Source organism: Microbulbifer mixtoriginis (SeqCode) (assembly GCF_052466695.1).
In genome coordinates, this window is sequence record NZ_CP174285.1 from 3,858,111 (window position 1) to 3,879,562 (window position 21,452).

The 21,452-nt window shown below is 45.1% G+C and carries 15 protein-coding genes; 10 read left to right on the forward strand and 5 right to left on the reverse strand.

Translation table 11 applies throughout. From position 1 onward, the window contains the following. Window positions 1-92: 92 nt before the first annotated feature. The 8 genes from tssA to tssH all read left to right on the forward strand — a co-directional run bounded on the left by tssA (window position 93) and on the right by tssH (window position 11,162). Entirely contained in the window at window positions 93-1,388 is a 1,296-nt protein-coding gene (gene tssA, locus ACJJI0_RS16790) for a type VI secretion system protein TssA (protein WP_444883478.1), read from the forward strand. A 44-nt stretch (window positions 1,389-1,432) separates the two neighbouring features. Further along, window positions 1,433-1,954 carry a type VI secretion system contractile sheath small subunit gene (gene tssB, locus ACJJI0_RS16795; protein WP_252084227.1) on the forward strand — a complete coding sequence of 174 codons (522 nt, stop codon included), beginning with the start codon at window positions 1,433-1,435 and terminating at the stop codon, window positions 1,952-1,954. After that, a complete protein-coding gene (gene tssC, locus ACJJI0_RS16800; protein WP_444883479.1) occupies window positions 1,951-3,438 on the forward strand; it encodes a type VI secretion system contractile sheath large subunit in 1,488 nt (495 codons plus the stop codon). Before tssB ends, tssC (ACJJI0_RS16800) begins: the two co-directional genes overlap by 4 nt. A gap of 105 nt (window positions 3,439-3,543) precedes the next feature. Then, on the forward strand, window positions 3,544-5,058 hold the full coding sequence (gene tssC, locus ACJJI0_RS16805; protein WP_444883480.1) for a type VI secretion system contractile sheath large subunit: 1,515 nt from the start codon (window positions 3,544-3,546) through the stop codon (window positions 5,056-5,058). A gap of 4 nt (window positions 5,059-5,062) precedes the next feature. Beyond that, window positions 5,063-5,536 (forward strand): type VI secretion system baseplate subunit TssE, encoded by a 474-nt coding sequence (gene tssE, locus ACJJI0_RS16810; RefSeq protein WP_444883481.1) that lies wholly within the window; start codon window positions 5,063-5,065, stop codon window positions 5,534-5,536. Continuing rightward, window positions 5,536-7,365 carry a type VI secretion system baseplate subunit TssF gene (gene tssF / locus ACJJI0_RS16815; RefSeq protein ID WP_444883482.1) on the forward strand — a complete coding sequence of 610 codons (1,830 nt, stop codon included), beginning with the start codon at window positions 5,536-5,538 and terminating at the stop codon, window positions 7,363-7,365. The genes tssE and tssF overlap by 1 nt, the downstream gene beginning before the upstream one ends. Continuing rightward, window positions 7,329-8,459 carry a type VI secretion system baseplate subunit TssG gene (tssG, locus tag ACJJI0_RS16820; protein ID WP_444883483.1) on the forward strand — a complete coding sequence of 377 codons (1,131 nt, stop codon included), beginning with the start codon at window positions 7,329-7,331 and terminating at the stop codon, window positions 8,457-8,459. Before tssF ends, tssG begins: the two co-directional genes overlap by 37 nt. Window positions 8,460-8,498: 39 nt before the next feature. After that, a complete protein-coding gene (gene tssH / locus ACJJI0_RS16825; protein ID WP_444883484.1) occupies window positions 8,499-11,162 on the forward strand; it encodes a type VI secretion system ATPase TssH in 2,664 nt (887 codons plus the stop codon). A 263-nt stretch (window positions 11,163-11,425) separates the two neighbouring features. Here the strand turns inward: tssH and ACJJI0_RS16830 are convergent, their stop codons facing one another. The 5 genes from ACJJI0_RS16830 to ACJJI0_RS16850 all read right to left on the reverse strand — a co-directional run bounded on the left by ACJJI0_RS16830 (window position 11,426) and on the right by ACJJI0_RS16850 (window position 16,147). Beyond that, window positions 11,426-12,307 (reverse strand): hypothetical protein, encoded by an 882-nt coding sequence (locus ACJJI0_RS16830; RefSeq protein WP_444883485.1) that lies wholly within the window; start codon window positions 12,305-12,307, stop codon window positions 11,426-11,428. A 395-nt stretch (window positions 12,308-12,702) separates the two neighbouring features. Next, window positions 12,703-12,996: a PAAR domain-containing contractile injection system baseplate protein gene (locus tag ACJJI0_RS16835; protein ID WP_152450772.1), complete on the reverse strand. Its 294-nt coding sequence runs from the start codon at window positions 12,994-12,996 to the stop codon at window positions 12,703-12,705. A gap of 3 nt (window positions 12,997-12,999) precedes the next feature. After that, complete coding sequence (locus ACJJI0_RS16840) at window positions 13,000-13,578, reverse strand: DUF6931 family protein (RefSeq protein WP_444883486.1); 579 nt, start codon at window positions 13,576-13,578, stop codon at window positions 13,000-13,002. Window positions 13,579-13,594: 16 nt separating this feature from the next. Beyond that, on the reverse strand, window positions 13,595-15,502 hold the full coding sequence (locus ACJJI0_RS16845; protein WP_444883487.1) for a type VI secretion system Vgr family protein: 1,908 nt from the start codon (window positions 15,500-15,502) through the stop codon (window positions 13,595-13,597). A gap of 156 nt (window positions 15,503-15,658) precedes the next feature. Further along, a complete protein-coding gene (locus tag ACJJI0_RS16850) occupies window positions 15,659-16,147 on the reverse strand; it encodes an Hcp family type VI secretion system effector (protein ID WP_252084237.1) in 489 nt (162 codons plus the stop codon). Between the two features lie 590 nt (window positions 16,148-16,737). On the opposite strand from ACJJI0_RS16850, the gene ACJJI0_RS16855 reads away from it, so the two are divergent. Together ACJJI0_RS16855 and ACJJI0_RS16860 are read left to right on the forward strand one after the other, a co-directional pair. Further along, entirely contained in the window at window positions 16,738-19,356 is a 2,619-nt protein-coding gene (locus tag ACJJI0_RS16855; RefSeq protein WP_444883488.1) for a bifunctional serine/threonine-protein kinase/formylglycine-generating enzyme family protein, read from the forward strand. A 275-nt stretch (window positions 19,357-19,631) separates the two neighbouring features. Beyond that, a complete protein-coding gene (locus tag ACJJI0_RS16860) occupies window positions 19,632-21,413 on the forward strand; it encodes a ShlB/FhaC/HecB family hemolysin secretion/activation protein (RefSeq protein WP_444883489.1) in 1,782 nt (593 codons plus the stop codon). The last annotated feature ends 39 nt before the right edge of the window (window positions 21,414-21,452 follow it).

Below are 21,452 nucleotides of genomic sequence, written 5' to 3' on the forward strand. Positions count from 1 at the left end.
ATTGTGTCATTTGCCTTGATTAGATCTTTACAACGTGTACTCTTCTCGGAAATCTTCTTGAAGGAATTGATTGGGTAGAAGGGACTTTTTTCATGGCATTCCCAAATACAATAAATATCGAAGAACTCACGGCTCCTATTTCTTCAGAGAGCCCTGTCGGTGAGGATATTCGGGAGGATCGATCACCGACCTCTGATTACTACTCCATCAAAGATGCGCGAAATAGTGCTAGGGCCGCAGAGCGCTCGGCCATGTTTGATGACACAGATTCTGATCTGCTGGCCCCTTGGCGTGATGTGGCAAAGGCCGCAGAAAAGATTCTGACAAAGAAAAGTAAAGATCTGGAAGTGGCCAGCTGGTATACAGAGGCCCTAATTCGTCTCCATGGCTTTAGTGGCCTCAGAGATGGCTTTCTATTAATTGAGCAGCTGGTTACCAATTTTTGGGATGGCCTATACCCAGTTCCTGATGAGGATGGTATTGAAACTACGGTTGCACCACTGACGGGCCTTAATGGTGATGGCGGTGACGGTACGCTAATGATGCCGATCCGTAGTGCACCAGTAACCCCGGAGGGGGATTACGGAGATTTCTCTTTTTTCCAGCATCAGCAAGCCCGGGATGCAGATCGTATCGCAGATGAAGATGCTAAAGCGGCCCGCATTGAGACTCTGGGATATAGCCTGGAAGATGTAGATCAATGTGTGAACAGCGCGACTAATGAATGGGCTAAGAATCTGATAGAAACTATAGAAGCTACTATTAGCAGCTATAAAAATATCAATGATGCTTTGCGCTCTAGTTGCGGTCATGATGCACCGCCATCAACTAATATTTCCTCTCTACTGGATGAAGTATTGCGTACAGCGAGATTCATTTATAAGAGTCAGCTTGATGCGCTAGCACAGAATGAGGCACCGGAAGTAACTGAAGACACACAGAGTAACTCCCCCATTGAGGAAGCTGTTCCCAATGTGGCATCAACAATAGTTGCGAATGCTATTGCAGCACCCACCGGACCGGTTAGCTCCCGAGAGGATGCTCTTAAATTACTAGAACAGGCCGCGAAATATTTCCGTACCTACGAGCCACATACTCCTTTGGCTCCAGGGTTGGAGCGATTAATAGGCTGGGGTCGTATGACAGTCTCTGAATTGATGACTGAGTTACTACCAGATGAGCAGTCCCGAGCCCTATATTCCCAGTTGACAGGTGTTCGTCTCGATGGAACGGATACCCAACGTTATGTAGCTCCGCCGGTAACGAGTAATACCCCATCACCAATTCCAGCTGCATCTGAGCCAGCATCAACAGCCACTGAAGCTGCATCTGCAGCTGAGGATAGCTGGGGTGGGCAAGCACAAGAAGAAGCCAGCTCGGGTTGGTAATTAATTAAGAACAGCAGTCCCTAAATCTAGGAAGGAGACCTGAGATGTCTGAGAGTATCCACAATAAACTTAAGCGTGTGCGCAAACCACGTGTACATATAACTTATGATGTTGAAACCAATGGTGCGGAAGTTAAAAAGGAACTTCCCTTTGTTGCTGGTGTAATGGGCGACTACTCAGGGGATAACACCGAAAATCGCAAAGCATTGAAAGATCGTAAGTTTGTTCAAATTGATCGCGATAATTTTAACGATGTAATGACCAAGGTTAATCCAAAACTGAATCTTCAGGTGGAAAATACCTTATCTGGTGATGGCAGCAAAATTGGTATTGATCTAGATTTCAATCATATGGATGACTTTTCTCCAGAGAAAATCGTCGATCAGGTTGAGCCGCTGAAACAACTCTTGGAAGCACGCAGTAAATTACGTGACCTTCTCAGTAAGGCAGACCGCTCTGAAGAACTAGAAAAAGTTTTAGAAGACATCCTGAAAAGTACGGAAAATGTCGGTGCTATTTCCGAGCAGTTGGGGTTGAACAAGGATAAAGGAGAGGACTCAGAATGAGCACAGAAGTAGAAAATATTGCGGAAGGTGAAGCTGAGGAACAATCGGTCAACCTACTGGAGCAGGCTATTGCCGCGACCAAACAAACAGAACCGCAGGAAGCCCAGGATCTGATCGCAAACCTGACAGAGCAGGTTTTAAAAGGAACCGTAACCTGGGACCGTAACCTTACCCAGACAATCAAAAAAGCAGTCAGTGCAATTGACCAGGCTATGTCTAAGCAAATGGCCGCTATTCTGCACGATGAAAAATTCCAGAAGCTTGAAGGTTCCTGGCGCGGACTGAATCACCTGGTGATGAATTCTGAAACAGGTGCAACCATGAAGATTCGCATGCTCAATTTGAGCAAACGCGAATTGTTCCGAGACCTGGATAAAGCAGTTGAATTTGATCAGAGCCAGACCTTCAAAAAGATTTATGAAGAAGAATTTGGTATTGCAGGTGGTGAGCCATACGGATGCATGATAGGTGATTTCGAATTCACCAGTCACCCTGAAGATATCGAGCTTCTGAGTAAAATGTCCAATGTTGCGGCAGCGGGTTTCTGTCCGTTTATTGCTGCAGCCGGTTCCGGTATGTTTGGATTTGATAACTTTACCGAACTGTCGAAACCCCGTGACCTCGGTGGAATCTTTGAGTCAGCTGAATATATTAAGTGGCGTAGTTTCCGAGATAGTGAAGATTCTCGTTTCGTTACTCTGGTTATGCCACGGACTCTGGCCAGAACTCCCTATGGCGCAAATACCAAGCCAATCGAAGCTTTTGACTTTGAAGAGTTTGAAGTTGATGAATCTGGAGTTTCACGCCCTGCGGACCACGACCAGTACTGCTGGATGAATGCCTCTTATGTAATGGGCACCACCATGACCAAGGCCTTTGCTGAGAATTCCTGGTGTACAGCCATTCGTGGTGCCGAGGGTGGTGGTAAAGTGGAAGGTCTGCCCTCACATATATTCAAGAGTGATGACGGCGATATGGACCAGAAATGTCCAACAGAGATCGGTATTACTGATCGCCGTGAAGCGGAATTGAGCGCTCAAGGATTCTTGCCGTTATGTCACTACAAGAATACCGATTACTCTGTATTTTTTGGTGCTCAAAGTGCGCAAAAACCAAAAGCCTATGACGACCCGGATGCTACCGCGAATGCGGCGATTTCTGCACGTCTTCCCTATCTGATGGCTACTTCTAGAATTGCCCATTACCTGAAAGTAATGGCGCGGGACAAAGTAGGCTCCTTTATGGAGGCTAGTGATTGTGAACGTTGGTTGAATAAGTGGATTACTCAATACACCAACTCAAATCCGGACGCAAGCCCAGAGATGAAGGCAAAGTATCCGCTTTCAGAAGCTCGAGTTGAAGTGAAGGAAATTCCAGGTCAACCTGGGTGCTACAGTGCTGTTGCCTACTTGAAGCCCTGGTTACAAATGGAGGAGTTGACCACCTCCATGCGTATGGTTGCCAATATCCCATCTGCCGGATAAAAACCTGTGCCCGCCTCGGAATAAGGGGCGGGCAATTTTTTGAAAAGTCTTCATCAAAGCTTTAAATTACTTGAAGCTGTCAGAAATGCTAATGGGAGTTTTCCGGTGCCCTGCGCAACAAAAAAAGAATTTACGGAAGATTATTTAGATATTTTGCCGGAAAATTTAGCGAGTGGAGATCAGGGTCAATTACAGCGTTTTTTACGCGAACCAGACGAACTATTCTCTTTTGAATACTGGTTAACAGAAATATGTCCTTGTCCAAAAAAGGAGAATTTTTCTGTTCGCCAATATTTGAGCCGTATTATTGTTGAGCTTGATGAGCTTATATGCGATCAAGTTAATCGAATTCTTCATAACCCTCGTTTTCAGCGTCTAGAGGCAAGTTGGCGTGGGCTATCGATGCTGGTATTTGATACACCACATTCAGACAATATTAAGATAAAACTGCTAGATGCCAGCTGGAAAGACTTGAGCAAAGATATGGAGAGGGCCCCAGATTTCGATCAGTCTGGACTTTTTCATTTAGTTTATAACGAAGAGTTTGGTACTCCAGGTGGAGAGCCCTTTGGTTTGTTAATGGGAGATTATTATATCTCGCATCGGCCGATGGCAGATCACCCTTACGATGATATTTTTACCCTGCAGGGCATAGCCCATACAGCCGCCGCCGCTTTCGCGCCATTTATCTGTGCTGCGACACCTCAACTTTTTGGCGTCGATCATTTTGATGATTTGGCCAAGCCAATTCGCTTCTCTGAGGTTTTTCGTCAAAAAGAATATATACGCTGGAATAGCTTGAGAGATTTAGAAGATAGTCGCTTTATAGCCATTACTTTACCTCAAGTGCTTATGCGCGAGCCCTATAGCCTAGAATTTTCAGAATATCGTGGGTTGAGATTTGAGGAACAGGTTAGCGGATCTCACAACCGGCGATATCTTTGGGGGAATTCCTGCTTTGCTATGGGGGCAGTACTGTTACGCGAATTCAGTGAAGTTGGTTGGTTTTCCCATATTCGCGGTGTTGCACGGGATCATCTTGGCGGTGGATTGGTGACTCAGCTGCCCACCCTGGCCTATAAGCCGGACAGTCGCCCCGGTATGGTTAAGATGACCACTTCGATTCTGGTTACAGATTTTGTAGAAAGGGACCTATCAGAACTGGGTTTTGCATGCTTGAGCCACTGTTATGACACGCCATATAGTGCTTTTAATAGTGTGCCCTCTCTTCAGAAAGCTAAACAATATACATCGAAAGCGGCTACGGCGAATGCGCGTATTAGTTCTATGCTGCAACAAATTCTTTGCGCCTCACGTTTTGCTCACTATATCAAAGTGATGATTAGGGATAAGGTGGGTGCCTATATGAATGCTGCTGATTGTGAGCGCCAGCTTCAGCATTGGTTGGACCAGTATACTACTGGGCGAGATGATTTATCCTGGGAAATGTTGGCACGTTACCCCCTGCGTGAAGCTCGAGTTCGTGTGGCGGATGAGCCTGGCAAAGTAGGTAGTTATCAAAGCGTAATTCATCTTAAAAGCCACTATACGGTTGATCATTTGGTCTCCGAGCTCAAGCTCACTACGGCTCTGGCAACGATAGGTGTTGGGGCTTCATAGAATTATGGCAAGAGAAAAAAGACTGTTAGCCCCAGTGCTAGATCGACTACTTGAATCATCTAGTAAAGTAAATGTTCACCAATCCCATCAGATTTTACGCCAGCTACGTGAAGGGGTTAGACGCGACCTGGAATATTTATTTAATACACGTTATCGCTGTATTTCACCACCACCTGAACTGCGGCACTTGGAAGAGTCAAATATCAATTATGGTCTGCCAGATCTGTCTACTGTCAATTTATCCTCATTAGACAGTCGAAAACAATTCTGCCGGGATATTGAGAAGACAATTTTACATTTTGAACCAAGAATTCGCTCTGTAAAAGTTACCACTCAAGATAAGGTAGATGTGGAAGATCCCAGTATACGTTTTCGTGTAGAAGCAGTATTGCATGTTAATCCTGCATCTGAGGTTATCGTATTTGACTCTGCCTTAAACCCGGTAACACAAATGGTAGACGTGTCTGAGATTATGTAATGAGTGAAAAATTAATAGATCTCTATGAGCGTGAGCTCGCATTTATTCAGCAAACATCCGCTGAGTTTGCCCGTATGCACCCTGCAGCTGCATCACGTCTGCAGTTAGATGCAGATACCGTAGATGATCCGCTTGTGGGGCGTTTGTTGTCTGGTTTTGCATATATGAATGCCAGGGTTCAACAAAAACTTAGTGATGATTTTCCTGAACTTACAGATGCAATGCTGGAAACATTGTATCCACATTATTTACGACCCATTCCATCATGTGCGATCGTTCAATTTGAACCGGATTCAGACCTTGATGCAATAACGCAGGTTGATGCAAAAACGTTGTTGGAAAGTGACAGCTTTCAGGGACAAACTTGCAGGTTTACAACTTGTTATCCGGTGGAAATTAATCCGTTTCAACCGGTCAGCGCAAGCTTAATGCCACGCCCGTTTATTGCTCCTGGTTGTAATGAGATTCAGGGAGCAAACGCCGTTCTTAAGCTCTCCCTTAAAGCTTTGAGTCCTGATCTGAGCTTTGCGGAGATGAATCCAGAAAAAATAAGATTCTTCTTGCGTGGTCAAGCGACACATGTGTATAGCCTCTATGATCTACTTTTAACAAAATGTGTAAAGCTGGTTGTGGCAAATGGAGAGAGTGATCCAAAACCGACTTTTCTATCCCCAGAGGATATTTGCCAGGTCGGGATGAATGTAGAAGAAGGTTTATTACCCTATCCAGATACAGCATTCATCGGTTACAGGTTGCTTACCGAGTATTTTGCTTTCCCAGAAAAATTTCTCTTCTTGGATGTTGAAAATCTACAGGGGGCTTTGAATGATAGTTATGCAGACACATTGAACTTGTATTTTTATCTTTCAGAGACGCATGAGGAACTGGAAAAACAATTGGTTCCAAGTATGTTTGCACTCGGCTGTACGCCTGTTATTAATTTATTCAAGCAGAGTGCAGATCCTATACCGCTCACCCATACCCAGTATGAATATCATGTTATAGCAGATGCTCGTCGTAGCGATGGACTGGAAATATATTCTATTGATGAGGTGGCAGCCACAGACGGTGATGGCGAAACCACTAAATATAGACCTTTCTACGGGATTAAGCATAGCCAACACCACGCGGAACAGTCAGCATTTTGGTTCAGTCGGCGTCGTGAAGTTATAGAAGGGGAGCATCGCAATGAGCAGGCTTCCGAAGTTGATTTGAGTCTCGTTGATTTAGATTTCAATCCGCACAGGATTAATGATCAAACACTCGATATTAAATTAACTTGCTGTAATCGGAATCTGCCTAAGAAGTTACCCAGCGGCAACTCTCAACCTTATCTTGAAGTAGTTGATGGTGATGTCCCAGCGAAACGAATTAGCTGTGTTGTGGCACCAACTGCGACATTGAGGCCTCCGAGAAGAGAGCGAGGCTACTGGAAGCTGATATCACACCTGAACTTGAATCATCTCTCCTTATCTGGAAGTCAGGGATGTGATGCCCTCAAAGAAATTTTCAGACTGTATGATTTTAGGGATTCAGCCAGTACTCGTAATTTGATTGAATCTTTATTAAAGCTGAATACAAAACCCATTACTGCTCCTATCCAGATTGATCAAAGCGTCGTTCTTTGTCGGGGAACTGAGGTAGAAATTGAACTCGACTCGATGATGCTCACTGGCACTAGCCCTTTATTATTTGCCAGCATCATTGAACGTTTTCTTGGTTTATATTGTTCTATTAATTCATTTACTAAATTGATTGCTACGATGAGTGGCAGAGATGGAGAACTTAAAAGATGGCCACCTCGCGCCGGCGAAAAAGCTTTACTGTAATAGAGCGGCTGCGTCGAGAGCCCTATCATTTCGAATTCTATCAGGCGGTGCGTATCCTGGAGCGTGCTGTGTCTTTGGCGGATGGCGGATTTTGCGATGAACCTATTGCCAGTGCGGCTCCACCAGCGAAGGAAATGGTTCGCTTCAGCGCCCAGACCAGTTTATCTTTTATTGGGTCAGACGTTTTACGTCTGGAAAAAAAGACCAGTAATAATATAGAAATACAAGATAAAGAAGTTAGTCAATGGCATATGGAGGTTGGCTTTACTGGTCTTATAGGGAGTCAGGGTGTAATGCCCTACTACCTGACGGAAATAGTTCAAAAAGAGCTCAGAGAAAATAATACCGCTCTGCGGGATTTTCTCGATATGTTTAATCACCGTCATACTTCGCTACTTTATAAAGCATGGCATAAATACCAATTGCCTGTGAACTATGAACGCCAGCGTTTACGCAATGAAAGGGTTCCAGATATTTTTACACAGGCGATTGCCTCTTTGGCGGGCCTGGGTACTAGCGAGATGCGCTATCGATTGCCAATTCCCGATGAAGCTCTTTTGGGTATGGCAGGCCATTTGGGGCAGGGACGTTGCTCTGCAGCTGCGCTGACCAGCATGATTAAGCATTTCTTTGGTTTGGATGTCGCTATAGAGCAATTTCAGGGGCAGTGGGATGAATTACCGAAAGACATTCTCTGTCGCCTGCCTTGTGATGAAGCTCCCAATGGAGTAAATAACTGTCTAGGGGTAAACACAATTCTGGGTACGCACTGTTTCCAAGCTCAAAATAAATTTCGAATAGTCATTGAACCAATGGCTTATGAACAATTTATGACTATTGCCCCGGGAACTCAGAAACTGGAATCGCTTAAAGCCTTTATCAAACTAAGTGCAGGGATTGAGTTGGACTTCGAGCTATCAGTATCTTTACCTGCGCAACAAGTTTCGCCTGTTCAGTTAAACAAAAAATCTGATCATGAACCTCTTTTAGGGTGGAATACACATATGGCCAGTGAACAGGAATCAGCAGAACTCATACAGATTACCTTAAGTGCTGAAAATATGTCGCCTGATGAAGCCTTGCCAGCAGCATAATTGTTCATTAACAATAATTTTTAAAAGGATCTTTTTACTGTGATAAATATCGATTTGAAGCGGCTTGTTGATACCATGACACCGCATATGCGTGATTCTCTTGAAGGCGCAGCCGGCCTTTGTTTATCTCAAAATCAATACAATGTTGAACTTGAGCACTGGCTGCTTAAATTATTAGATCAATCAGATACAGACCTTTATCACTTACTGGAAAAACATGACTGTAATCCGGCAAATTTTGCTAAACAGCTTGCCTCCTCTATAGCTGGATTCCGCTCGGGAAGTAGCCGACCTCCTGCACTATCTCCGACAATTGTCGAAGCGGCAAAGAATGCCTGGATGCTGGCGTCTATCGACTATGGGCACCGTGCAATCAGTTCTGGACACTTCCTCGCAGCTCTGCTGTTGGAAGAGACTTCACGTCGACAAATTCAAGAATCTTGTCCAGAGCTTAAAAATATAGCGCCTGAGTCTATTCGTGAAACTGCCCGGGCGATGTTTGGGCAAAGTGGTGAGTCGAGTCATATTGGTGCAGTCAGCGCAACTGATGATGGCGCTGCTGCCGTAGTGGCCGCCGCTAGTAAAGCGCCAGCTCTCGATAAGTATACCGTCAACCTGACTGAAAGAGCGAAGAAGGGGGAGATTGACCCAGTTCTAGGCAGAGATGAAGAGATTCGGCAGTGTATTGATATCCTCACTCGTCGTCGACAAAACAACCCGATTCTCACTGGTGAGGCAGGTGTTGGTAAAACAGCCGTAGTTGAAGGTTTTGCTTTACGAATTGCCAGTGGAGATGTACCTGAGCCTCTACGTGGTGTAGCAGTTCGGACGCTGGACCTGGGCTTACTTCAGGCCGGTGCTAGCGTAAAGGGCGAGTTTGAGAATCGTCTTAAATCTGTGATTCAAGAGGTCAAATCCTCCCCAACGCCTATTATTTTGTTTATTGATGAAGCTCACACCATGATTGGTGCAGGAGGTAAGGAAGGGCAGGGGGATGCGGCCAACTTACTTAAACCCGCTTTAGCGCGAGGTGAGCTGAGAACATTGGCAGCCACGACCTGGGCTGAATATAAGAAATACTTTGAGCGGGACCCTGCTCTGACTCGGCGTTTTCAGGTTGTAAAAGTTGAAGAGCCCAGTGAAGCAAATGCCATTGATATGATGCGTGGAATTGCCACTACTCTTGAAGCACACCATAAAGTACGCATACTTGACGAGGCAGTTATTGCTTCGGTTAAGTTATCCCACCGCTATATTCCTGGGCGTCAACTACCTGATAAATCTGTAAGCTTGCTGGACACCGCCTGTGCCCGCGTGGCCCTGAGCCAATCAGCTACTCCTGGCGCTATTGAAGATGCTCAAATTAATATTGAGCGGACTAACACAACGCTTGCTAAGTTGGAACGTGAAAATGCAGCGATGGGTGAGCACGAAGAACAGCTGACAGAACTGAAAGAATTCAAGCTGACTGAAGAGCAGAGATTATCCTCATTAAAACAACAGCTTGTTCAAGAAAATGAGCTGATTGAACAGATACAAAAAATTCGAGATCAAATTGACTCCGAATTTATGAAAGGAAAGAGTGAAAATCTGGAGCCCGATTCAGCGCTTTTAGCTGACTATCAGCAACAATTGAAAAGCCTGTCTGCAGAACTTGAAGTAATACAAGGTGATACACCTTTGATGCAGCCATCTGTTGATGAGCAGGCTATCGCTGCGGTGGTTGCCAACTGGACAGGTATTCCCGTTGGGAAAATGGTCAGTGATGAAATCGTAGCTGTTAAAACTCTGGCTGGGCGACTGAACAAGCGCGTGATTGGTCAACCCCATGCCATCGAGGCCGTTGCTCAGGCAATTCGTACTTCACGGGCAGGATTGACTGATCCACGCAAGCCAGTTGGTGTATTTATGTTTTGCGGCACTAGTGGCGTGGGTAAAACTGAGACTGCATTGGCTTTGGCTGATGAGTTGTTTGGTGGTGAACAAAACATCACTACGATAAACATGGCTGAATTTAAAGAGGAACACAAAGTATCTATGCTGCTAGGGTCTCCTCCCGGATATGTAGGGTATGGGGAAGGAGGAGTTCTAACCGAAGCTGCTAGGCGTAAACCTTACTCCGTAATCCTACTGGATGAGATGGAGAAGGCCCATCCCGGCGTACAGGATATTTTCTACAACCTGTTCGATAAAGGTACCATCAAAGATGGTGAAGGGCGTGATATCGACTTTAAAAATACCGTTATCATTATGACCTCTAACGCTGGTGAGGATGCTATTAGGGCTATATTCAGCCAGGTAGAGGAAAAGCCAGAACCAGATGTACTGCTAGATAATATACGTCCCCAATTACTACAGAAGTTCAAACCAGCGTTTCTTGGCCGTGCTAATGTTGTTGCCTACTATCCTCTGGATGACGAGAATCTGGTTGAAATTTGTAAAATCAATATGCGTAAGATTGAGAAGCGTGTTCGTGAACACTATGGCGCTTCTTTCTCATATGATGAGGATGTACTTATCAATATTGTGGCGCGTTGCCATGAAGCAGATACTGGAGCCCGCAACATTGAGGTAATTCTAAATAAAACTTTACTACCAGAATTAGCCAGTGAGTGCTTAGATAAAATGGCGAAAGGTGAAGAGGTTAAGGCAATTAAAGTGTCTGCGACTGAAGAGGGTGATTTCACCTATAAAGTAGAATAATCTGGAAATTAGCCCAGTAGTGCTAAACTCCTGGGCTATTCATGATGTATCCAATACCTTAATTAAAAAACGCTAAGTAAATTAATTTAATTTATATTGGTTTTTATCTATTATGGCGTTGTGTTTGGATATAATTCCTAAAAAATATACAAGTGAAGCTTCATAAGCTATATGGGTTATTCAAATGATTTTCTTGCTGGGGAATTTAGTGCATTTTTCTATGTTTAAAGGGGTGCCTAAGGCTTTTTACTTTGTGCGATAGCTTAATTCACCTGTCCAATGCTGCCATATTTTCTTCGTCTAGCTATACCATGTTCAACACGAATAGTATTTTCTGAAATTGTCAGTGGGTCATTAGGGAGAACATTGTTGTCATCGCTTAGGCCCCCTACATTAGCTAGCTCTTCAAGTAGAATTCTTTCAGTTGTTACCCAAATCCAGCCTTGGGTTCTCGTAGTAATAACATTATTTGGGTTGTTGACGGTTCTATTGAGATCTGGAATTCTAATACTTGCCCCGCCAGTATTTACGCGAGCCCTAAAGAATCGTGATGGTTGAGTTACTTGAACATTATGTAGCATGTTTTGACGCTCATCTACTAAGCAAGTAATTTCAGTTGCGCCACTTAAATAAACTCCACGATTTATTCGATCAGCGTGGCCGAGCTCATGTGCCAACGTGATAAAAATAGGGCAAGCACCGCCATCAGTCACAGTGCCATTTTGATTGAGGTTTGTGGTAGTCTGAACTGTGTTATTCCAGTGGACACATGCACTGGCTCCTGCGCTCATTACTTTTCCCATGAAACCTTGATCGTGTTTAACCAGTGGGACGTAATACTTAAAGTTACTCCATACCCTATCTTTTAACCACTTATCTGGAACTGCCGCTAATCCCGCACTTTCAGTTATTCTTGTATCATGTGGGCTGGCAATAATCCGAGAAACAAGGGTTGCACTTTGAGGTAGCTGTAAGAGTGCATTGGTCATACCAACACCCCGTGTAATTCGAGTAACCGTACGAGCACCGAAGTGATATTTTTCTGCAGAATATGCTAGGGCATTGGCTTGCCCAAGAAGAACAGTTAAAGCGTTTCTAACTTGATTAATAAATGCAACATTGGTTGAATCAATACAAAGTCCCATAAAATCCTCCTTTTATGGTTGTTGATTGTCATAAAGCTATGGCTCTTATTTACTTCAATAGGAAAGTTTGTTGGGAGCCAGTAGATTTTCATTTTTGGGCATGAATGTATGTATTTGTAGTTGACTAAGCAGTTCTTCTCGAAGTAAAAGATAATAAAATGCGAAAAACTAATCGAGATATTTTTGGAGCAAGTTAGACATAAAAGGCCTTATACTTAATTGAGTTGTATTATATTTTTGGCTTTTATGGTCTTTTCTAATTTTTTTAATTTATACTGCTAATTGGTGCGTCATGACAAACAGAGTTTGTCTTATAAGGGTTATTAAGTAAATTTATTGTCCCTTAAATTCTTTTTTTGCTCTTATTTAAGTTAAGCAAAGGCCACTGTGAGTGGTTAACCACCAATTAATACTGTTGGACACCCAATAACAATCTTCCCTCCATGTCCAGTTGTATCCCCCATACGGGCAGCTGGTTTTTTTTGTAGCATTACGGTAGTGCTACCCATAGCAACAGTATCTGGTGGTCCCACACAAGTACAAGTGCTGCCAACAGTGGCGGATGGCATGCCGCCGATGATTACTGTTGGAGCACCTGGGCTGAGAATAGGGCCACCTACATGAGGTACCGTACCAGTAACCATGGGGCATACATGCATATCGGTGATACGTGAAGCTGGCTTGCCCATAACTTAATCCTTCACTCTTCCATTGCCGCCGCGGGCCAGATCCAGACCCTGTTTCATATAGCGGTCAAAGCGTTTGGCGGGGTCTACTGGGTCAGATAAGACTGCTGCTAATGTAATACTGCCAGCCACTGCGTGCGCATAGAGGTGTTCTGGCGGTTCAACCACAGGCTCGCCTTCGGCTGCGAGGCTGCCGTGACACCAGCTGGCAGCGGTTGCTGCCCAGCTTGCGGGCGTCTTGTGTTTGGTTTTATCACCCAGTGTTTTACAATTTAATCGCGACTCCTCATTGGGTTTTTTAGCCCAGGTTTCTGCTGCGATCAATGCACTAACGTTGTCTTCGTCAGTCTCAGGACTTTGTATATCGCGTGCCGCAAGGCAGGCCCACCATACCGCTTCTCGTTTTGGTAGTCCGTGGGCTAGTAGTTTTATTGCATCCGGATAGAGGCCAGCTTCTATCAGTTGGTTAATGCTAACTTCAGGTGCGGTATCTGGCACCAGATGCTCTTCCGCCTCCTCGCTAACCTCAAAGTTCTTAAGGAGCTCAGCTGCAGTTAACGCTTGTACTTTGATCAGGTCGGTCATCTGCTGTTTAATCCCATCAATTGATCATGGTAACGCCACCTTTTAAGGTAAGCATACCACCGCCTTTAACTTCAGCCGTCGCGTCTCCTTTACAGGAGAGCATTGTTCCTTTGATGGTAATACCTGCCGGCGTTAGCTTGATACTGCTGCCACCAACCTTTAACTCAATTGAAGCCTTGGAGGATATCTTGATAGCACCCATGGCATCGGTTGTTTGGGTGCCTTTACTCACCTTAAGGGTATGGTTGCCTGAGCCGATAGTGATAACCTGGTTGCCCTTATTGACATTGAGTTTTTGGTCACCTTTGGCAATGGTGACAATTTCGCTACCATCCGTGACGGTAACACTACGATCCTGTTTGATTTCTAGTGTTTGCTGGTTTTCAATTTTGCCGGTTTGATCGTTATGGATCACAAAGTTATGATCCTTGCCAGCTTCCATATAAATTTCTTCATTGCCACCCTTGTCATCAAACCTAAGCTCATTGAAAGTGCTACCTTCATATTCGGTTTTCCAGCCACTTTGGGTCGCTGTGTAGTTGGGCCCAGGGTTGTCACCGTTATAAACCGCCCCGGTAATCAATGGCCGATCTGGATCGCCATTGATATAGGTAACAACGACTTCTTGGTTAACTCTTGGAACAAAATTCGCGCCCCAGTTCTTACCGGCAAAGGACTGCATTACCCTCACCCAACAGCTGTTCTGTTGAGAATTCCAGGGGAATTTAACTTTGAGCTGTGTATAGGGGTCCTGTGAGCTGTCTGAAGCTGTGGCCTTGACCTCTAAAACTCGTGCTACCTGTGGTGAATGGATTTTTTTCGCACATACATTGGGCTGCGGGCGTGGCATTACCGTAGAAGGTATACAGCTAAAGGTGTTGTGGAAGTGGGTATCAATACCATTTCCATCTGCTGCAGAAGTATGCACTGAGGTAATAAGATATTTGCCCTTTTCAGAAGATAATGAGTGATCGAAATTGAAACGACCGCCTGCAGTAAAGGAGGGGCAATCACTGCGACCGTGGCTTACATCAAAAAGTGCTTCTTGCGCTTCCATTGCCCGCTCGGCAAGTGCTTTGTGATAGCTGTCTGTAAATTTGTGCTTGTGCTCACCATCAACCTGGAAATGGTTTAAGCCATAGAGGCCGCGCATATAATTTGCAACATCATTAAGCTGGCTGGTCGTTTTTACCTGCTGCTTGTTGTCTTTAGTTGCTGTGTACTCGCTATAATCTTTAAGCTCAAACCCACCACCGTGATAGTTGAAGTTTCTTCTCCAGCTACTTACGGTATTTTTGGTTGGATGGCTGCCTCCACCGTCATACTCAATGTCAGCGCTTTCACAATCATAAAAGTCTTGAGAATCATCGCAAAGAACGAGTTCGTGCTGCCCTGTGGAATGCTTGAAATAGTAGGATATGCCTTCTTCAGCCATCAGGCGATTGATAAAATCAAAGTCGCTCTCGTCAAACTGAACACAATATTCACGGGTAATATACTCAGCATTTAACTTTAACGTGAGTTTTATTACTCGGCTATATTCTCCCAGAACCTCTTCTAGAATCTGCTTGGCAGATTTGTTTTCAAAGACTCGGTTGCTGCCGGCCAAACTGGTAAACCACAGACCCGGTTGCAAAATGGCGCTATAACTGCGTACACCCTCAGCATTAACATCATGTAGAGAGAACTGGGTAACATAACCATTGATATGGCGAGGTGTTTCAGAGTGGTGAATGGAAACTGTTACCGGTTTGCCAACAATATCCTTTTGTTCAATAGCATGGTCATCAGAAAGCAATTGCACTTCATAGCGGAAAAGCTTAGATATATGCTCTTCGCCTTGCAGGGTCGTAGCAATTAGCGCATCAGTGCCAACCGGGCTATCGACCGTAATCATTCTTTTATCTTGATTGAGTGTAGCCATGGGCAGCCCCAACTATCCCTACGGTGCCTGAAAGAAATGAGAAACTAGCAGATTTGCAGATCTTTAGCTGAAAACTCAATGAGCATTCAGCTAAAGACCTGTAGACAGCCCGCAGAGATTCTGCAGGCCATCTTATCCCAAAAGGGTATAGACCTATTACAGCGGAGTAGCGGTAGTGAGGTCGTATCCAACACGCATGTTTTTGGGGTTCTTGTTGGATTTGTCTGCGTGATTGAGGTCAGCCTCAATCTTGGCAAAGCTCAGGGAGATGGATTCCTGAGGTGCGCCGCCAGCAGAAGCGCCGATGCTGTAAGAGGAGATCAGTACGTTTTCCAGCTTATACACAGCGTACTTTTCTACAGAGTTAGCGCCAGTTTGTACAACGTGGATCTCAACAGGTACGCCTTCGTCACCAGTTACGGAAGCCTTAAACAGGCCACCAGATGCAGCGTCAATACGCTTGGTGAAGGTAACTTCGCTCAGGCTCGGACGAGAAGCTTCACGGTTGGAGGTAGCGCCGGCTTCCATAGTGATACCGCGACCAACACCAAAGTTGAAGCTGTCAACTTCGATCCAGTCTTCGTAGCCCTTGGCAGTAACGTTACCTTTAGTGGCGAGGCTGTTGAAGTTCATGTAAATAGCCATGGGAAATCCCTCTTTGTTGGCTTGAGATATTGGTGGTTAGTTCCTTGCTACCGAATTAGTGCGGTAACTCAGATGGTGTCGCAATGACAACTGAGGTGATTTAAACAGAGTGAAATACAAAAAAAAACCGAAATTTCAGCTTATAAAATCGACTCTGGCACTAATTATCCCGGGGAGTATATTGATTGCTGGAGGTATGCCGTCTGCGCTTATTCGACTCTGACACTAATTAATTTTCTATTGAACAGAAAAGCTTGATGTCAAAAAAATGAGTATTTGAGGAAAAAATATTAAGAATTGTTAACGGAATCACGTTAATAAAATATTTTAAGTTAGGGATTTTCTTTTCTCAGGTGAGCTTGTAAGAAGGTGTAATTATTTGTCTTCAGTATCAGTTTCTCTTCTGAGTCTGTAATTGTCGAGTAGTTTTTTCAAAATGGTATATAGTCAAATATATTTGCTTACCTGTTCATTGTTGCCTAAAAGGCTGTTCGATATACTTTGCCCCTTATTTAGCTTGACAACCTGCCCGTAGCAATATTTTGTTACGGTCTTTGGATGTGTCGAAAAGCTTTCCCATGGAGGCGGAATTGAACGATAAGACACGTGTTGTTCGGCCGAACGGCAATCTGCCCGGACCGGATCAATCTAAAAAGGGACTGACAGATGATGGCGACGTAACCGTCGTTGTTAATCAGGACTCCACTGGGAAAAATGATCACCCTCCGGTGCGGGGTGCGCAGGCAATACTGCCCTCTGCTGCATCTGGGTTTAATCCAGATGCAACAGTTTTTAGCCCTGCACCTCGAAAGAATACCGGCCAAAAGAAAGAGCCGGGCCAACTTTCTGGTGGAATTTCTGCAAACCCTATTGATACTTCTGACTCTTTTGAGCCGTTGCCATCTGGCGCTGTAACCAAAACAGTGATCAAGGGGCGATTTGAGCTAGATAAGCTCCTTGGGGTTGGCGGTATGGGAGCTGTTTATAAGGCACTTGATCGCCGTAAGCTGGAAGCGAATGACAGCGAGCCTTATGTAGCAATCAAGCTGTTAAATGATGATTTCCAGAAACATCCTGATGCCTTTATTTCCTTACAACGGGAAGCGCGTAAGTCACAAACGCTGGCTCACCCCAACATCGTAACGGTTTACGATTTTGACCGCGATGGTGATCGGGTCTTTATGACCATGGAGTTTCTCGAGGGTGCACCGCTTGACAAACTCCTGCGAGAGCATGCGGATGTTGGGCTGGAACCCGAAAAGGCGCGCGCTGTTTTTTCTGATATTTCCCAGGCCCTCATTTACGCCCATTCCCATAAGATCGTCCATTCCGACTTTAAGCCTGGCAATATCTTTGTTACCAGTAAGAAAGGTGCGAAGGTTTTTGACTTCGGTATTGCTCGAGCCGTATCTGAAGGGGGGATCGCCAATAAAACTGGCGAGACTACGGTTTTTGATGCTGGCAGTCTGGGAGCTTTGACGCCCGCCTATGCCAGTTACGAGATGCTGAAAGGGGGTGAGCCCGCTCCATCTGATGATGTCTATGCCCTCGGCTGTGTGGCCTACGAGCTATTTTGTGGCCGACATCCTTATGACAAGGTTCCCGCTGATAAGGCCTTAGAAAAGAAGCTACGCCCGAAACGTATTAGGGGGTTAAATCGACGGGAGTGGCGTGCCCTTGAAGCCGCTCTACAGCTAAAACGAGAAGATCGTACTGATACCGTAGAAAAATTTGTTCAGGCGTTTTTTGTCAGCAATACCTGGAAGTGGGTATTGGGTGGGGCTTTCACTATGGTGCTTGTAGGTGCTGGGGTCGGCTATAGCCACTTGGAACAGCAGAATACGGCTGAGCAAGAAAGAGTAAAGATTGAGCTTGAAAAGAAGCTCCAGGAAGAGCTACTACAGCGGCGAATCAGTGATAAAAAAGAAGCAATTAATCGTTTGGTGTCACTGAGTATCCTTACTCCAGCCTGGGAAAAGGACCTTCGCTTGGAGCTTCATGAGTATTCTGAGCTTAACCCCAGCGATGAAGAATTTCTCGATAATAAACGCCGTGAAATTTCGGAGCTGTTTCTCGCCGCGGCTACCGGTCAGTTAAACCTGGGTAATCTGGATCAAGCGGATTCCATGCTGGAAAGCGCTGCCAGCTGGTATGGCGTATCCAGCCAAGCTGTTGCGATCAAATCCCAGCTGGCTACGGATAGAGAGAACCTGCGAACTCGCTTGGAGGCTGAGCGCCTAGAGGCAGAGCGTGAGGCTGAGCGCATTCGTCTTGCGGAAGAACGCGCTGAGCGCCGACGCTTAGCCTCTATTAAAAACAGGCAAATCGACACTGTTCTGGCCAATATGGAATCCACACTAACCTGTGGCTTTGATATGAATGTCGCCGCTGTGGGAGCGCAGTTATCTCAGCTGGCAGGGCTAGATAGTGTTAAAGCCAGACAGATTCGTCCGGTTGTTGGTGAAGAGCTTAATAACTGTGCCACCAAATTGGGTGCTGAAGACCCACTAAGGACAGAGGCTCTAGTCGATGAGTTCAGGGCGCTACTTCCCGGTTATCAGCCCCTCAAAGAATTCAAGCTGGATTTTTGTGGTCACCTAATCCCAGGTAGCGGTGGCAGGGGAGATCGCTACAGTTGTCGAGATCGCCTTGCAGATGGTACCAAGGGGCCAGCAATGGTAGTGGTTCGAGGTGTGAGTGGTCGGCCCTTGGCAGTTGGAAAGTATGAAGTAAGTAACCGAGACCTTGAACACTATTGTAGTGCAACCAAACAATGTGCAGCCATTGATATCGCCGCGGGCGATCTGCCAGCCAACAATTTAACTCTTCAAGATGCAGAAGCGTATATCAGCTGGTTATCCGATGAGACGGGTTACCGTTATCGCCTCCCATCAGAACAGGAGTGGTTTGCGGCTGCCAGTGCTAATGGCGAGGAAGAAGTTGCCGATCGCAACTGCCATTTAAAGTATGGCGGTATTGAGAAAGGGGTCGAGTTGGTACCAGCCCAGGACGGATCGACAAACAGATTTGGCCTAGTGAATGCTGTGGGCAATGTTCAAGAGTGGGCGAAAGGTACTGATGGAGAGTTACTTGCGCTTGGCGGTAATCGACAAGACCCCATGAGCCGCTGTCTAGCTACATCCAAAAGGTTGCATGCAGGACTCGCAGATGAATTAACAGGCTTTCGCATCGTTAGAGATGTGAATTAATAAAAATTCGCCGTTTCTAGCCATGTGAAGGCTGGATTCGGCCATATAAATATGAGTAATTTGGGGGAGTTATGCTTGGGCTTGGAAAAAGTAAGCTGGCGCTATTTGTGGGCGCAGGCTTCCTGCTATCAAATTTGCCTGTTTATGCTCAAGACGAGGGTTCCAGTTTTCGCAGTCGTGTAAAGCAGGCCTTTGACCAGGATACGCCAACAGTTAATGAGGCGGACGTAACCAAGGACTTCCTGCAGCGCACCTATGAAGCGGAAGATCCAAATTTGAATACTGAGATTCCAGATATCTCACAACGTAATCAAGGCCCAAGAATTACTGTAAAAGAGTTTAAATTTCACAGGTTAGAAGAATACCCAGAGTTTGGTATTGAACGCGAAATTGTCGAAGAGATGGCAGAAAAGCTTCGCGTCAAATTTATGAAAGAGGATAAAATCCTCGCTAGTGGTTATACGGTTGATAACCTAGAGGAGTTAGCAATTTTATTGAGTAATATGCAAGCCCAATTTAATCCAGGTGGTTTGGGGCCAGCTGAACTCAAAAAACTCGTCAGTGTCATTGAGAAGCAGAATAAAGAGCGTGGTTTGAGTTACGCTGATCTGGAAGAAATTGCTGCGGAACTGACTAATTTTTATCGTCGCCAAGGACTTTTTCTCGCTCAGGTACAAATTCCTGCCCAAGATGTTGAGGATGGCGTTGTAACTCTGACGGTTCAAGAGGGATTGTTGGGGCAGGTCGCTGCTGAGGATAATAAAGAATATGCTCTGGAACAGCTGGCTAAGCCCTTTGAGAAACAAAAGGGTAAGCTAGTTAATCACGATAATATAGAAGAGGGTCTTTACCTTCTAAATGATCTGCCAGGCTTAAATGTTACCGGCTATTTTAGTGCAGGTGAAAATCCTGGTGAAACTAAGCTCAACTTGAAAGTACGCGATGCGTCTAGCTGGAAAACTTCATTTAGGGTGGATAACCACGGATCAGCTTATACTGGTGACCAGAGATTTTATACAACCGTAGACTGGTTAAACCCTTTGGGTATTGGAGATGCACTTACGATTGGCTATTTGAAATCGACTAATGTTTCTGATTTTGATTCGGACTTCGGTTCTGATCTTGGCCAGTTAAGATACAGCCTTCCACTATTTGGACCACGCACTAGGCTTGAGTTAACAGCAGATTACAATGACTTTGTATTGCGTGATGTTGAGGATCCAGATAACCCTGTAAATGTGCTCGATATTCATGGTGACAATACCAGTTACGCGCTTACAGTGGATCATAAATTTCGTCGTTCAAGGGGCTTCAACTTGACGGGCTCTTTTGGACTCACTGATAAAAAGTCCAATCTACGTGCAATTACCAAATTTGATGAGCCTGGTGATCATGTATACGGTGGTGAACTAGGTTTTTATATGGACCACCTCTCCAGTGGTGCTATTTCCATGCTTAATATATTGAGTACCAATATTCAATATGGTGAGCATCAAAGGGAACTTGAAGGTAAGTTGCAAGCAGCGCGCGGTGACCATTTTACCAAAGTGTCTTTAAATAGTAGCTCACTACTATTTTTGCCGATGCCGTTCACTAATGATCAGTCTCGCCTAATAATTAAAAGCCGTATACAGCAAAGCGATAATCCCCTGCCTGCATTTGAGCAGATGTCCTTGGGGGGGGCTAATGGAGTTAGAGCCTTTGATGTACGAGACTTTTCTGCTGATAGGGCCGGACTTTTATCTGCCGAATGGTATCCCAGTTTCCCCGAAGTGGTGAACCCTATCTTATTTGGTCAGCGCCTAAACGATATGATGCAAATTGCGTTATTTGCCGATGTGGGTTACGGCATTGTGAATAACTATAAATCAGGGAAAGAGGATGACTGGGCCAGGCTTGCCGGAGGTGGCCTACTGTTCAAGTTTACCTGGAACGAATTCTTCTCCAGCAAAGTATCAGTCGGTTGGCCTGTTGAAAAAGCCTCTTCCATCGAAGGTACTGGTGAAGATATAGATCAGCCTATGGTCTATGCCGATTTTTCCATTTTTTATAACTAATAATTCAGAATATCATCGATAGCTGAAGCTGACCTGACC

Excerpts from the sequence above, each read along its gene's own strand:
- tssA (WP_444883478.1), top strand. The coding sequence starts at position 93 with ATGGCATTCCCAAATACAATAAATATCGAAGAACTCACGGCTCCTATT.
- tssB (WP_252084227.1), top strand. The coding sequence starts at position 1,433 with ATGTCTGAGAGTATCCACAATAAACTTAAGCGTGTGCGCAAACCACGT.
- tssC (WP_444883479.1), top strand. The coding sequence starts at position 1,951 with ATGAGCACAGAAGTAGAAAATATTGCGGAAGGTGAAGCTGAGGAACAA.
- tssE (WP_444883481.1), top strand. The coding sequence starts at position 5,063 with ATGGCAAGAGAAAAAAGACTGTTAGCCCCAGTGCTAGATCGACTACTT.
- tssF (WP_444883482.1), top strand. The coding sequence starts at position 5,536 with ATGAGTGAAAAATTAATAGATCTCTATGAGCGTGAGCTCGCATTTATT.
- tssG (WP_444883483.1), top strand. The coding sequence starts at position 7,329 with ATGGCCACCTCGCGCCGGCGAAAAAGCTTTACTGTAATAGAGCGGCTG.
- ACJJI0_RS16830 (WP_444883485.1), bottom strand. The coding sequence starts at position 12,307 with ATGGGACTTTGTATTGATTCAACCAATGTTGCATTTATTAATCAAGTT.
- ACJJI0_RS16835 (WP_152450772.1), bottom strand. The coding sequence starts at position 12,996 with ATGGGCAAGCCAGCTTCACGTATCACCGATATGCATGTATGCCCCATG.
- ACJJI0_RS16840 (WP_444883486.1), bottom strand. The coding sequence starts at position 13,578 with ATGACCGACCTGATCAAAGTACAAGCGTTAACTGCAGCTGAGCTCCTT.
- ACJJI0_RS16845 (WP_444883487.1), bottom strand. The coding sequence starts at position 15,502 with ATGGCTACACTCAATCAAGATAAAAGAATGATTACGGTCGATAGCCCG.
- ACJJI0_RS16850 (WP_252084237.1), bottom strand. The coding sequence starts at position 16,147 with ATGGCTATTTACATGAACTTCAACAGCCTCGCCACTAAAGGTAACGTT.